General features: G+C 69.3%; 11 protein-coding genes. 4 read left to right on the top strand and 7 right to left on the bottom strand.

Features of this window, described 5'->3' with window-relative positions; all coding sequences use genetic code 11:
- Positions 1 to 5: 5 nt before the first annotated feature.
- The 3 genes from FXO18_RS14630 to FXO18_RS14620 all read right to left on the bottom strand — a co-directional run bounded on the left by FXO18_RS14630 (position 6) and on the right by FXO18_RS14620 (position 1,915).
- Entirely contained in the window at positions 6 to 176 is a 171-nt protein-coding gene (locus FXO18_RS14630; protein ID WP_149361876.1) for a DUF2613 domain-containing protein, read from the bottom strand.
- Positions 177 to 248: 72 nt separating this feature from the next.
- Positions 249 to 1,355, bottom strand: coding sequence for an isochorismate synthase (locus FXO18_RS14625; protein ID WP_149361875.1), 1,107 nt, complete (start codon positions 1,353 to 1,355; stop codon positions 249 to 251).
- Between the two features lie 80 nt (positions 1,356 to 1,435).
- Positions 1,436 to 1,915 (bottom strand): universal stress protein, encoded by a 480-nt coding sequence (locus FXO18_RS14620; protein ID WP_149361874.1) that lies wholly within the window; start codon positions 1,913 to 1,915, stop codon positions 1,436 to 1,438.
- Between the two features lie 159 nt (positions 1,916 to 2,074).
- On the opposite strand from FXO18_RS14620, the gene FXO18_RS14615 reads away from it, so the two are divergent.
- Together FXO18_RS14615 and FXO18_RS14610 are read left to right on the top strand one after the other, a co-directional pair.
- Complete coding sequence (locus tag FXO18_RS14615; protein ID WP_149361873.1) at positions 2,075 to 3,277, top strand: glycoside hydrolase family 3 N-terminal domain-containing protein; 1,203 nt, start codon at positions 2,075 to 2,077, stop codon at positions 3,275 to 3,277.
- Between the two features lie 78 nt (positions 3,278 to 3,355).
- The gene (locus FXO18_RS14610) at positions 3,356 to 3,955 is read left to right on the top strand and encodes a TetR/AcrR family transcriptional regulator (RefSeq protein ID WP_149361945.1); all 600 of its coding nucleotides are present in this window, start codon (positions 3,356 to 3,358) and stop codon (positions 3,953 to 3,955) included.
- Between the two features lie 106 nt (positions 3,956 to 4,061).
- On the opposite strand, the gene FXO18_RS14605 is transcribed toward FXO18_RS14610, so the two are convergent.
- Both FXO18_RS14605 and FXO18_RS14600 read right to left on the bottom strand, forming a co-directional pair.
- A complete protein-coding gene (locus FXO18_RS14605) occupies positions 4,062 to 4,943 on the bottom strand; it encodes a MaoC/PaaZ C-terminal domain-containing protein (protein WP_149361872.1) in 882 nt (293 codons plus the stop codon).
- Complete coding sequence (locus FXO18_RS14600; RefSeq protein WP_149361871.1) at positions 4,943 to 6,286, bottom strand: 3-oxoacyl-ACP reductase; 1,344 nt, start codon at positions 6,284 to 6,286, stop codon at positions 4,943 to 4,945. Before FXO18_RS14600 ends, FXO18_RS14605 begins: the two co-directional genes overlap by 1 nt.
- 232 nt (positions 6,287 to 6,518) lie before the next feature.
- Between FXO18_RS14600 and FXO18_RS14595 the strand changes: the two genes are divergently transcribed.
- Both FXO18_RS14595 and FXO18_RS14590 read left to right on the top strand, forming a co-directional pair.
- The gene (locus FXO18_RS14595) at positions 6,519 to 7,835 is read left to right on the top strand and encodes an acetyl-CoA C-acetyltransferase (RefSeq protein WP_149361870.1); all 1,317 of its coding nucleotides are present in this window, start codon (positions 6,519 to 6,521) and stop codon (positions 7,833 to 7,835) included.
- Positions 7,836 to 8,244: 409 nt separating this feature from the next.
- Positions 8,245 to 10,101: a VanW family protein gene (locus tag FXO18_RS14590; protein WP_235900688.1), complete on the top strand. Its 1,857-nt coding sequence runs from the start codon at positions 8,245 to 8,247 to the stop codon at positions 10,099 to 10,101.
- 252 nt (positions 10,102 to 10,353) lie between these two features.
- Here FXO18_RS14590 and FXO18_RS14585 read toward each other — a convergent pair whose 3' ends face one another.
- Both FXO18_RS14585 and FXO18_RS14580 read right to left on the bottom strand, forming a co-directional pair.
- The gene (locus tag FXO18_RS14585) at positions 10,354 to 12,249 is read right to left on the bottom strand and encodes a YhgE/Pip domain-containing protein (RefSeq protein WP_149361868.1); all 1,896 of its coding nucleotides are present in this window, start codon (positions 12,247 to 12,249) and stop codon (positions 10,354 to 10,356) included.
- 23 nt (positions 12,250 to 12,272) lie between these two features.
- Positions 12,273 to 12,962: a P-loop NTPase family protein gene (locus FXO18_RS14580; protein WP_149361867.1), complete on the bottom strand. Its 690-nt coding sequence runs from the start codon at positions 12,960 to 12,962 to the stop codon at positions 12,273 to 12,275.
- Positions 12,963 to 13,235 lie beyond the last annotated feature (273 nt).

The following is a 13,235-nucleotide window of genomic DNA, read 5'->3' as shown; positions in this document are numbered from 1 at the left end:
GGCCGCTAGCGGCTGCCGTACTCAGGCTGGTTGAGCAACGCCGACTGCGCCTGCTCGGACTGATCCACCTCCGGGCGGGTGTTCTGCTCCGCCAGGCCAGTCCCAACGATCACCAGCGCGAACGCCAGGGTGGTACCAGCCAGCGCGGCGATCGCCCCGGGGACGAGGAACTTCATGGAAACACTCCTAGGATCGGGCGCGCGGTGCAGTCCGCAACAGGATAGCGGTCCTGGACGCGTTCCCGCACGCTACACGCCCTTCAGCATGTCCGAAGGCACGCCCAGCGCCCCGAGCAGCGTCCGCAGCTTCGCGCTCGTCTCGTCGAGCTCGGCACGCGGATCCGAGCCTGCGACGATGCCACCGCCGGCGAACGCGCGCGCCCGGTCCCCGCGCAGCTCCGCGCACCGGATCGACACCATCCACTCGCCGTCGCCCTGCGCATCGCACCAACCGACCGCCCCGGCATAGAAGCCCCGGCTGCCCTCGGAGTCCCGGATCGCCGCGAGCGCAGCCTCGTGCGGGGTGCCACCCACCGCAGGGGTGGGGTGCACGTGCAGCGCCACATCCAGCGCCGAGGTTGACGGATCCCGCAACGTTCCCTCGATGCGGGTCCCGAGGTGCCACACCTGCGGCGTCGCCACCACTGACGGGCGTGGCTCCACGCGCAGCCCGGTGCACAGCGGTGCCAGGCGCTCGCGCAGCCACTCCACGACGAAGCCATGCTCGTGCACGTTCTTCGCCGAGCTCGCGAGCTCCTCGGCGCGCTGGGCATCGACCACTGGATCGGGGGAGCGGGGAGCGGTGCCCGCTAGCGGCCAGCACGACACCGATCGGCCGTCGCGGCGCACCAGGGACTCCGGGCTCGAGCCCACCAGGAACGCATCCTCCATGCCCGGGCCAGCCGGGGAGAGGTCCGCGCAGAACCCGTTGCCCGCATGATCGCGGCCGACGAGCGCGGCGAGCAGGGCGCGGGGGTCGATGCGCCCCGCGCACTCCACCTCCACCGACCGGGCCGCCACGACCTTCGCGAGCTCCCCCTTGTCGATCCGCGCCACCAGCGCCGCGATCCGGCGCACATGCTCGGCCGCGGAGGGCTTCTCGCGCGCGCCCACGACGGCGGGCAGCGGGGGTACATCGGCGACGGGGTGCCACCTGCCGTCCTTGGTGGCGAACCTCGCTGGCACGGTCAGCGCGCAGGGCTCGGAGAGGTCGAACGGCAGCGCGCCCACCACGGCCGGGGCCGATCCGTCCGCGAGCGCCCGCAGCGCGTCCCCCGGACGATCGAACACGCCGAGCCTGCCCTCGCCGATCACGGACCGGTGGGGGCGGGACAGCACGAAAGCGGATCGATCCATCCCTGTGAGTATTCCTGGCCGTGCTGGCGACCCGCAGGGCGGGGGAGGCGCGGATTCGCGCCCGCGCGCGGCGGGCGGGACTAGCCCTCGCTCGGCGGCACGATCAGCACGGGACGATGGCAATGCTTGAGCACCTGGTCAGCGACACTGCTGTGCAGCAACGCCCTGATGCCGGTGGCGCCGCGGGTGCCCGTCACCAGGATGCTGACGTCATACTCCTCGGCCGCATCGACGATGGCAGCCCATACCGTGGTGACGGTCTCGATGCAGTGGCCCTCGCAGCGCAGGCCGACCTCGCCCGCGAGCCGCACGCCTTCCTCGTTGACGACCCGGGCGTCCGCGAGGGCCGCGTCCTCCGCCTCGGTATCCGGCACCCAGCCGGGCTGCATGACGCCGCTGAGGCCGGAGATGCGAGCGGCCTGCCGGGAGAGCGGCTCCCAGGCGGTGACGATGATCGCGCGGCTCGCGCTGAGGAAGTGGCCCGCGTGCCGGATCGCGCGCTTGGCGTTGTCCGAGCCGTCATAGGCGATGAGAACCAGATCCGAAGCTCCCGATGCCATGATTGCCTCCCGGAACGATCAGTCTCAGTGGTCACAAGACTACTCCGCTACCCGCGCCAGCGCGGCGATCTTGTTCGCCCGGGAAGCGCTGGACGTGTCGGCGCGGGCAGCGCCCGCGGTTGAGTAGGATCCTGCACAGTCGATGAAGGGATGGGCGCGATGCTCACGCAGACCCGGACCGCGGCGCGGCTCGCCGCGCTGCTGCTGGCCACAGCCACCGCGACAGGCCTCGTCGCCTGCACCAGCAGCGAAACCGCTGGCAACGGAGGAGCGGATAGCAGCGAAGCTCTCACCACGGTCACCTCGCCGGTCGCGCACACCCCGGCCCAGGGCACCGGGTCCCTCGGGCTCCCGTGCGGCGAGCAGGAGTTCCTCGCCCGCTTCACCACGCGGCAGAAGCTCGCCCAGATGCTCAATGTCGGCGTCACCGGCGAGGCCGACGCCCGCCGGGTGATCGAGCAGGAACAGATCGGCGGATTCTTCGTCACCAGCTGGGCCGACCCCAGCTTCCTGGCGAGCGGGCGCGTTGCGGCCGTGGCTGCCGAGTCCGAGGTCCCCGTGATGGTCACCATCGACGAGGAAGGCGGACGGGTCAGCCGCGCCAAGCACGTCATCGGCGCCTCCCCGTCCGCGCGCGAGCTCGCCCGCACCCGCAGCGCCGAGGAGGTCTACGAGATCGCCCGGGAGCGCGGCACCGCGCTGCGCGGGCTCGGCATCACCGTGGACTTCGCGCCCGTCGTGGACGTCACCGATCAGCCCGGCAACGCTGTCATCGGGGATCGCGCGTTCGGAGCCACGCCTGATGTGGTCACCGAGTATGCCGGCGCCTACGCGCGCGGCCTGCGCGACGCCGGGGTGCTGCCCGTGCTCAAGCACTTTCCTGGTCATGGGCGCGCCACCGGCGACTCGCACCTCGAGGGCGTGACCACTCCGCCCCTGCCGGAACTGCTGGGCCATGACCTCGTCCCGTTCCGCTCGCTCATCGGTACCGGGGCGGCAGTGATGGTCGGTCATCTCACCGTTCCCGGGCTCACGGAGCCGGGCACGCCCGCGAGCCTCAGCCCCGCCACGATGAACCTCCTCCGCACCGGCGTCGGCTACGGTGCCGCGCCCTTCGATGGGCTCATCTTCACCGACGATCTCGGCAGCATGCGGGCGGTCACCGATCTGTTCGACATCACGGAATCCGTGCTGCGCTCGCTGCAGGCCGGCGCCGATATCGCCCTGTGGATCTCCACGGATCGTGTCACCGATGTGCTCGACAGGCTCGAGTCCGCCGTCGCGAGCGGCGAGCTGCCGATGAGCCGGGTCGATTCCTCGGTCGTGCGGATCGGCAAGGCCAAGGGGCTCATCGACTGCTGAACCCGCGTGCCGGAGTCGCGCGCTGGTGCGCCGACCCGTAAACTTACCGGCGGGTAAGTTTCTACGGTGAGGGTAATGATGGCTGGTCGGTCCAAGCGATTGCCACGGGCGATCCGCGAGCAGCAGATGCTCGACGCTGCCATCGACGTCTTCGCCGAGCACGGCTACCACGGTGCCTCGATGAACGCGATCGCCGCCGAGGCGGAGATCTCCAAGCCCATGCTCTACCTGTACTACGGGTCGAAGGACGAGCTGTTCGCCGCGTGCATCCGCCGCGAGAGCACCCGCTTCCTCGATGCGCTCACCGGGGCGGCCGATCCGAGCCTGACCCCGCGCGAGCAGCTCGAGCATGGCATCCGGGTCTTTCTCGGGTTCGTCAATGACAACCGCAAGGCATGGAAGGTGCTCTACCGGCAGGCCCTGTACCAGAACGAGTTCGCCGAGCTCGTGCTGAGCAGCCGCGACCGCGCGGTGGAGCTGACCGGGCTGATCCTGCGCTCGAGCAGCCGCGACGAGCGCAGCAACGATCAGTACCGGCTCATGGCGACCGTGCTGATCGGGGCGGGCGAGGCAGTGGCCGACCTGATCGCCAACGGAACCGCGCAGCCCGAGGAAGCCGTCACCTTGCTGACCGACCTCGCCTGGCGTGGCCTGGCGGGGCGCAAGCCGGTCCACTAGCGCGTCCTGCTGCGGTTCCTGCCGCGCGGCGCGCTGGAGGCGCCTCGCAAAACGCAACCAGCCCCAGGGGAGATCCCCTGGGGCTGGAGTCTTGCTCGGAGCGCTGCTACCGCGCGGTCACCTTCGCGGTGAGGTGCGTGTAGCCCTTCTTCGGGTGCCGCAGCGCGAGGTCCCAGCCATTCGCGGACTTGTCCGCGTAGACCTTCACCTTGGCGGGGAGCACCACTGGCTTGCCGAACTCGACGGTGTAGTCCACCGCGTCGGGGATGCGGCCCTCGATGATGCCGAGCACCGCGGCCGAGCTCCACATGCCGTGCGCGATGACCGACGGGAAGCCGAATGCCTTCGCGCCGACCTTCGAGATGTGGATGGGGTTGCGATCGCCGGAGACATCCGCGTACTGGGAGATCAGCGCCGGGGTCACCTTGGTGGTGGTGTTGGCGACGCGACCATCAGCGCCCGGGGCGGTATCGGTGCGCTCCGGCCGCGGCTCATCGCTCAGGCTGGTCCGCTGCTTGCGCAGGAACGTGCTTGCCTGCCGCCACACCAGCTCGCCCTCGACGGTGATCTCTGTGATCAGGTCGACGAGCAGGCCGGACCGGTGCTCCCGGAGGTCAGCAGCGTGCACGTCGATGGTGAGCACGTCGCCGACGGAGATGGGCTTGATCTGCTCGATGCTGTTGGACATGTGCACCATGCCCATGGCGGGCAGCGGGAAGTCCTTGGCCACGAGCAGGCTCATCACCGCGGGGAAGCTGAGCACGAACGGGTACGTCACCGGCACGGTGTCGCGCAGGCGCAGCCCGCACACGTGGTTGTAGTCCGCGAGGTTATCGACGTCGATGCGGACGTTCTCGATGCGCAGCACACGGTCGGGCAGGCTGGTTGCCTTGGCGCCCGGCAGGGGCAGCATGCCTGCCACGGCCTTGGCGTAGTTGCCCAGCATGCTCTGCTTGTCGAGTACCTCGATGTTGGTTGGCTTGCCCATCAGGCACCCAGCAGGCTCTGGCCGCACACGCGGACGGTGTTGCCGGTGACCGCGCTGGACGCGGGGCTGGCGAAGAACGCGATCGTCTCGGCGACGTCCACGGTCTGGCCGCCCTGGAGCAGCGAGTTGAGGCGACGGCCGACCTCGCGGGTGGCGAGCGGGATCGCGGCGGTCATCTGGGTCTCGATGAAGCCCGGGGCGACCGCGTTGATGGTGATGGACTTCTTGCCGAGCTCGGGAGCCTCGGCGTCGACCATGCCGATCACGCCGGCCTTGGAGGCACCGTAGTTGGTCTGGCCGCGGTTGCCGGCGATGCCAGCGATGGACGAGACATCAACCACGCGGCCGCCTTCCTTGAGGCCACCGTTGGCTACGAGGCCCTCGGTGATGTTCTTCGGCGCGATCAGGTTGACGGCCATCACGGAGTTCCAGCGGCCGTCATCCATGTTGGCGAGCATCTTGTCGCGGGTGATGCCGGCGTTGTGGACGACGATGTCGAGGCCGCCGAAGCGCTGGGCGGTCTCGGCGATCTTCTCAGCGGCGTTGCTCGCGGTGACGTCGAGGGCGAGGGCCACGCCGCCGATCTTGTTGGCGACCTCGGAGAGGGCGTCGCCGGCCTGCGGCACGTCGGCCACGATCACCTTCGCGCCGTCGCGGGCCATGACCTCGGCGATGGTCGCGCCGATGCCGCGTGCCGCACCGGTGACGAGGACGACCTTGCTGTCGAGGGGCTTGTCCCAGTCAGCGGGAGCCTCGGCGGTCTTCTCGTCCACGCGGACGACCTGGCCGTCGACATAGGCGGACTTGGCGGACAGGAAGAAGCGCAGCGGCGCGGCGAGCCCGGTGAAGTCGTTCTTGGCCTTGGGGGAGACGTACAGGAGGTTCGCGGTGGCGCCGCGGCGGAGCTCCTTGGCGATGGAGCGGCTGAAGCCCTCCAGGGCTCGCTGCGCGATGCGCTCGTCGGTCTTCTTCACCAGCTCGGGAGTGGTGCCGATGATCAGGACGCGGGCGCAGGGCGCCATCTTGCGCATGAGCGGGTTGAAGAAGTCGTGGAGCTGCTTGAGCCCCTCGATGGTGGTGATGCCGGTGGCGTCGAAGACCAGGCCACCGAACTTTTCGGTGCTCTCGTCGCCGAGCTCGTAGTCCGACAGCAGATCGCGGATCGGCTCGACCAGGCGGCCCTCGCCACCAACGATGACGGGACCGGGGAGCGCGGGCTCGCCAGCCTTGTAGCGACGCAGCTCCTCCGGCTGCGGCAGGCCCATCTTGCCCGCCAGGAACGCGCCTGGGGCGGATGAGATCAGCGTGGAGTACAGATCAGTGCTTCCCTTTTTGCCTGACACGGGTCACCTCTCGTGAGTGTAATCACTCGTCGCAGTTTCGCTTGTCGCAGTTCGCTACCGCACGGTCATTGACCTGCGGCGCGCCGCCGGGATGGGCGACATCCGCACATTGCTCCCGGCCGCGTTGTATCCTCCCGGAATGTACGCCGGAGTGCACGGTATCGACAACTAACTTACCGGTGAGTAAGAATACGTGGTAGTCCAACACTCCCGAATTGTTTGGAGACTGACAGTGACATCGTCGAATAACGCGGCCAAGGCCCCCGAGGGCCGGCAGACCCGCCCGGTAGCCATCCTCGGCGGCAACCGCATCCCGTTCGCGCGCAGCAACAAGGCCTACTCGAAGGCCTCCAACCAGGACATGTTCACTGCCGCGCTCGACGGGCTCGTGAGCCGGTTCAGCCTGCAGAACGAGCAGCTCGGCCTCGTCGCCGGCGGCGCCGTGCTCAAGCACTCGCGTGATTTCAACCTCATCCGCGAGTCCGTGCTCGGTAGCGCCCTCTCGCCCTACACCCCCGCGGTCGACGTGCAGCAGGCCTGCGGCACCGGCCTCACCGCCATCAGCATCGTCGCGGACCAGATCGCGCTCGGCCGCACCGAGTCCGGCATCGGCGGCGGCAGCGACACCACCTCCGACGCGCCCATCGCGGTCAACGAGGAGCTGCGCAGCCTGCTGCTCGACCTCAACCGCGCCAAGACCACCGGCGACCGCATCAAGCTGCTCGGCAACCTGCGCCCGAGCCAGCTCGTGCCGGCCATCCCCAGCAACGGCGAGCCGCGCACCGGCCTGTCGATGGGCGAGCACGCCGCGATCACCGCCAAGGAGTTCGGCGTCTCCCGCGAGGGCCAGGACGAGCTCGCGGCGGCCTCGCACCAGAACATGGCCAAGGCATGGGACGCCGGGTTCTTCAACGACCTCACCACCCCCTACCTCGGACTGACCCGGGACGACAACCTGCGCCCCGACTCCAGCGCGGAGAAGCTCGCCAAGCTCAAGCCGGTGTTCGGCAACTCCCTCGGCGACGCCACCATGACGGCCGGCAACTCCACCCCGCTCACCGACGGTGCCTCCACGGTGCTGCTGTCGAGCGACGAGTGGGCAACCGAGCGCAACATCCCCGTCCTCGCGTACCTGCGGGACTACGAGACCGCCGCCGTCGACTTCATCCACGGCCCTGATGGCCTGCTGATGGCGCCGACCTACGCGATCCCGCGGATGCTCAAGCGCAACGGGCTCTCCCTGCAGGACTTCGACTTCTACGAGATCCACGAGGCATTTGCCTCCGTCGTGCTGTGCACCCTCGCGGCCTTCGAGTCGGAGGAGTACTGCAAGGAGCGCCTCGGCCTCGACAGCGCGCTCGGCAAGATCGACCGCAGCAAGCTCAATGTCAAGGGCTCCTCGCTCGCGGCCGGGCACCCGTTCGCCGCGACCGGTGGCCGCATCATCGCCTCGACCGCGAAGATGCTCGCCGAGAACGGTGGTGGGCGCGCGCTCGTGTCGGTCTGCGCCGCTGGCGGCATGGGCGCTGTGGCCATCGTCGAGGCGTAGGTCTCGCGCATAGGCGGGCCTCGGTAGGCCTCGCGCATCGGCATCTGGCCGGTAGCGGGGCGTAGCTGGTCCTGCTTGCTAGCTTGCGGGAGCCCCCGGGCAGTTGTTGCGGCCCGGGGGCTTTCGCGTTCCAGCGTCCCTGCGAAGCTGGTCCGGCTCGCGGTGGGTGATGCGTGTAACACCATGCGGGGCAACGCCGATACGGCAAGTAAGTCCCGCGCGTGGACCCGAAACCCCGACCCGGGTTCCGCGCGGGACTTCCTGCGCGGATGGGCCCGCTGCACGGCGAGCGGGCGGCGAGATCTGGCTGGATCGGTTTTGATCATGCCGCCGCGTGAACACGATCGCGCGGGGCATAACCTAGTAGGAAGCGTGTTACCGGAGCCGCATGCGCGGCTGGGAGGCGACTGTGGCGAATCGCAGAAGTTCAAGAGCACGGCCGCTGGTGGTCGTGGCGGGCTTGCTGATAGTGCTGGTCCTGGCCGGCGCGGTGGCGTACGCGGTGGATTGGTTCGTATCGCGGGATAAGATGCCGCGCAACGTGACCGTGGCCGCCGTCGAGATCGGTGGGTTGTCCCCCGAGGACGCGCGGCAGCGGCTCGAGACCGAGCTCCTGCCCCGCGCCGAGGAATCGTTCGTGGTGATCGCGGACGAGGTGGAGACGTCGATCCTGCCGCAGGAGGCGGGCCTCGCGCTCGATCTCGACGCGACCATCGAGCAGGCCAGCCGGCAGCCCCTGAACCCGGTGACGCGGCTCGTTGACCTGTTCCGTACCCGCGAGGTCGGTTTCGCCAGCACCGTCGACGGTGACCGGCTCGGGGCCGTCGTTGATGAGGTGAAGGCCAGCGTCGACGAGGAGGCCGTCGAGGGCGACATCGTTTTCGTCGACGGTGCGCCCCAGCTCATCCAGCCGCGCGACGGTCTTGTCGTGCCCGCCGACGAGGCACGCGCCAAGATCGTGGAGCAGTGGCTATTCCCCGAGCCCATCCAGCTGCCGGTGCAGGTCGAGGAAGTCACCGTCACCGAGGAAGGCCTCGATGCGGCGCTGACCGAGTACGCGCAGCCCGCGGTGTCCTCGAACCTGGTGGTTCGGGGCAAGGACGACGCCGAGGCCGTGCTGGCGCCGGAAGAGGTGGGCGATGTCGTGTCGTTCACGCCCGATGGTGACGGTGGCCTCGAGCCCGAGTACAGCGTCGATGCGGCGCGACGGGCATTGGCCCCGCAACTGCGCGAGACCGAGGTACCCCCCGTGGAGGCCACGGTACGGCTCAGCGACGATGGGCCCGAAGTGGTGCCGGACCAGGTGGGCACCACCGTCGATTGGGAAGCCACCCTCGCGGACCTCCCCGAGCTGATGCAGCGCGTCGAGGGACGAACCGTGGATGCGGTCTACGAGGACACCCAGGCGGAGTTCACCACGGCGGACGCCGAAGCTCTGGGGATCAACGAAGTGATCGCCGAGTTCACCACGGGCGGGTTCGCCGCCGCCTCGGGCGTCAATATCCGCCAGGCCGCGGAGGAGACCAACGGCGCGATCATCAAGCCGGGCGAGACGTTCTCCCTCAACAACCACACGGGCACCCGCAGCTACGCGCAGGGCTACGTCGATTCCGGCATCATCCTCGGCGGCCGCCCCTCCACCGCGGTCGGTGGCGGTGTCAGCCAGTTCGCGACCACGCTGTACAACGCCGCATACTTCGCCGGGCTCGAGGATGTCGATCACACCGAGCACAGCTACTACATCTCGCGGTACCCGGCGGGCCGCGAGGCGACAGTCTTCGAGGGCTCGATCGACCTACAGTTCCGCAACCAGTACGACACCGGCGTGCTCATCCAGTCGTTCGGTGATGCATCATCGGTGACGGTGCGCATGTGGGGCACCAAGACCGTCGAGGTCGAATCGGTCAACGGTGGCCGGTGGGACTACACCTCGCCGCCGCGGATCACCCTCCGCGAGGGCCCCAACTGCCAGCCGAGCTCCGGGGGCCAGGGATTCACCACCAGCGACACCCGCATCATCCGCGATGCTGGGTCGGGCGAGGAGATCTCCCGCGAGACCCGCACGGTCCGGTACGTGCCGCAGCCCGTCGTGGTCTGCGAGGCACCGCCCCCGCCGCCGCCACCACCCTCGGAGGATGGCGATGATGGAGACGAGGGCGAGGGCGACGAGCGTCCCTCCGAGGAGCCCGAGCCTGCTGACCCCGAGCCTGCTCCGCCTGCTGAGCCCGCGCCTCCGGCCGAGCCCGCTCCGCCCGCTGAGGGCTAGCTCCACCGAGCATTGACGAGCGCCTCGCGGTTGCTATGCAGCCGCGAGGCGCTTTCCGTTGGTGGGGCGCGCGCTGGGCGTGCGCCGGCGGGTGCGCGCTGGCAAGGTCTGGGTGCTCCGCGCCAAAGTCCCGCAAACGCACCGGAAACTCGCTGATAGTCGGCGTGTTGCACCGGCGTGTCGAGCAGCTTCTATCGCGTTTGGCGGCGGATCACGCTGCCGCCGCGCACCCCACCGCCGCCGAGCGCTGCATCACGCCGGGATCGGTGGGTGCAGGCGCTTCATGCTCCATTCCTGCTGGCGCCGCGCGGCGAAGGCCGAGATCGCTATCGAGACTACGAGCATGCCCACCAGCACGATCACTGATTGCCAGAGCCGTCCGTCCGCGCCGCCGATGATGAGCTGGCGCAGCCCGGTCACCGAGTAGGTCATCGGCACGTAGGGGTGGATGGCCTCGAACAGTCGGCCGGTCGTCTCGGGCGGGTAGAGGCCCCCGGCGGAGACGAGGTTGATCATCAGCAGGGCGAGCACGGCGACGCGCGCGGTGGAGGAGCCGAGGAGCACGAAGATCATCTGGATGAACGCGAGGAACGCGAATCCCACGAGGAGCAGGAACGCGAGCAGGCCCGCGGGGTTGGCGGCCTCGAGGCCGATGGCGTAGCGCACCACGAGGAAAGTAACGATGGCCTGCGCGGCGCTGACGAGCATCGCTGGCCAGTAGGACGCAAGGATGGTGCGCAGCCCGCCGAGCCCGGCGGCGAGCGGCCGGGTCTGGAGGGGCCGCATGAGCATCCAGAGGATGAATCCGCCGATGAACAGGGCCAGCGAGATGAAGAAAGGGGCCATTCCGGTGCCGAAGGTGGAGGCGTAGGCGACGTGGCGGGGGTTGACCTCGAGAGGCCCGCCGATCACTTCGGCGTGCTCGAGGCGTTCCTGCTCGTTCCAGGCGGGGATCTGCTGGGAGCCCGCGGCAAGCTCGCTGGCGAGGAGGTTGGCGCCCTCGTCGAGACGGCTGGTGCCGTCGGTGAGCTGGCCGACTCCGCCGACTAGTTCTCCGCCGCCGTCGGCGAGCTGCCGCAGTCCGTCGGCAAGCTCGACGGCACCGTTGTTGATCTCCTGCGCGCCGTCGCGGAGCTGCTGGAGCTGGCTGCGCGACTCGGGCCCGAATCCTTGCCGGTTGATCTCGTCGCGGATCCTGTCGAGCTCGGCGGCTCCGTCGTGGGCGACAGGGTGGGGGACGGTACGCAGGAGCGTAGCGACCTCGCCGAGGGTGCCGGTGACGTGCGCCTGCTTCTCGGCGAGCACGTCGAGCTGGCTGACGAGCTGGTTCACCCCGCCGCTGAGCTGATCGGCACCGTCGCCGAGCTGCTGGGCACCGTCCTGGAGGTCGTCGAGCCCTGCCGCGAGGGGGAGCACCCCATCAGTGAGCTGCTGGATGCCTGCGGAGAGCTGTCCGGTGCCGTCCGCGAGCGCGGTGGCTCCGTCTCGGGCGGTGACGAGGTTGGTGGCGAGCAGCTGCGCGCCCTCGCCGAGCTCGGCCACGCCGTCGCGGAGCTCGCTGGTTCCGTCGGCGAGCTGCTGGCTGCCGTCGGCCGCCTCGACGAGGCCGCCGCGCACCGTCTGGAGACCGACGAGCACCTGATCGACCGACTGGGCGCCGATGGTCTCGGACATGACGTTGAGGATGCGATCCATCGCGGTCTGGGCGATGGTGGTGCCGATGGCGTTGGTGGCGTCGTTGTAGGTGACCTTGATCGTGGCCTTGCGCGGGTCGTCCCCCGCGGCGGAGACGAGTGCCTCGCTGAAGTCCTCGGGGAACTCGACGGCGAAGTAGTAGGTGCCGTCCTCGACACCCTGCTGTGCTTGCTCGTGGTCGACGCGGACCCAGCCGAGATCGCCGCGCTGCTGCAGCTCCCGGGTGACCTGCTCGCCGAACCGGACCGTGAGCCCGTCGATCCGGGCGCCGGTGTCGCTGTTGACGATGGCGACGGGCATCTGATCGACCTTGCCGAGCGGATTCCAGTACGCCCACAGGTACATCGCGCCGTAGAGCAGCGGCAGGAAGATGATCGCCACGATGGCGAGGCGGGGGAGCTTCTCGCGGCCGAACCTCTTGAGCTCGGTGCCGAAGGACAGTGCAGCGACCATGGGTGGTGCCTCCAGGACAGGGTTCAGTGACGGCTGGCGGCGAGCTCGAGGCGAAGCACCGCGGGATGGTCGGCGAGCGGGTCGGCCGAGGTCGTGAGCACGGTCGCGAGCTCGGAGAGGGCGGCGAGCCGCTCAACGAGGAAGCCGCGCTCGGTGCTGTCCTCGATCTGGCCGAGGTCATCGACGGCGAGGATGCGTGGGCTGCCCATCATCGATAGCGAGATCTTCAGCAGGAGCCGGTCGAGCTGGCTCAGGTCCCACAGCACGGTCTTGGCGGTGGGGATGGGGCGCTCGCCGAACACGGGCGCGCACGCTTGCTCCACGTCCGCGTCGCCGGGGCGGCCGACGGGCCGGTACCAGGGAGCGTTCCAGGTGGCGCGCTCGCGCAGGACATCGCGGACGGTGAGGCTGTCATCGAGGTCGTCGATGGTGTGGAAGCCCGCGATGGCGGTGTGCTTGCGGATGCGGTGGCCCCGCTTCGGGTAGGGCAGGCCAAGGATGGTCGCGGAGCCGGAGCTGGGCCGCATGCGGGCGGTAAGGGTGAGCAGCAGCGAGGTGCGTCCGGTGCCTGGCGGGCTCTGGATGACCGCGAGGCTGCGGTCCTCGATGTCGAAGGTGTGCGGGCCGTAGACGGTGCCGCGCTCCCCGCGGAGCGACAGCTCGTTCACGGAGATGATGGGTCCGGCAGTGTCGTCGCCGCGCGCGTCGTCCATGGATGGTTCCTCCGCAGTTTTGCCGCAGTGTTCCCGCGATGCCGTGTTGTGGCTGGCAGTGGGGCAGGTCCTGTGGTGACCACTATCGCGGACGCCGCTCGGTCGTGCCCGTTGATTGACGTTACTGACTGCTGATCAATCACGTACGGGAAGGTGGCGGAAATCATGCGGGATCGCCTGCTTGAATCCACCCTGGCGCACGAATCCAGAAAGCGAAGGGGCGGACCGCTTGCGCGGCCCGCCCCTCCTAGGTGCTCGGTGGTGCGAGGTGGA

The sequence above is a fragment of the Lolliginicoccus suaedae genome, assembly GCF_008312885.1.
Lineage (GTDB): Bacteria > Actinomycetota > Actinomycetes > Mycobacteriales > Mycobacteriaceae > Lolliginicoccus > Lolliginicoccus suaedae.
The sequence above is the reverse complement of the archived record's forward strand: the minus strand, read 5'-3'. Positions and strand labels throughout refer to the sequence as shown.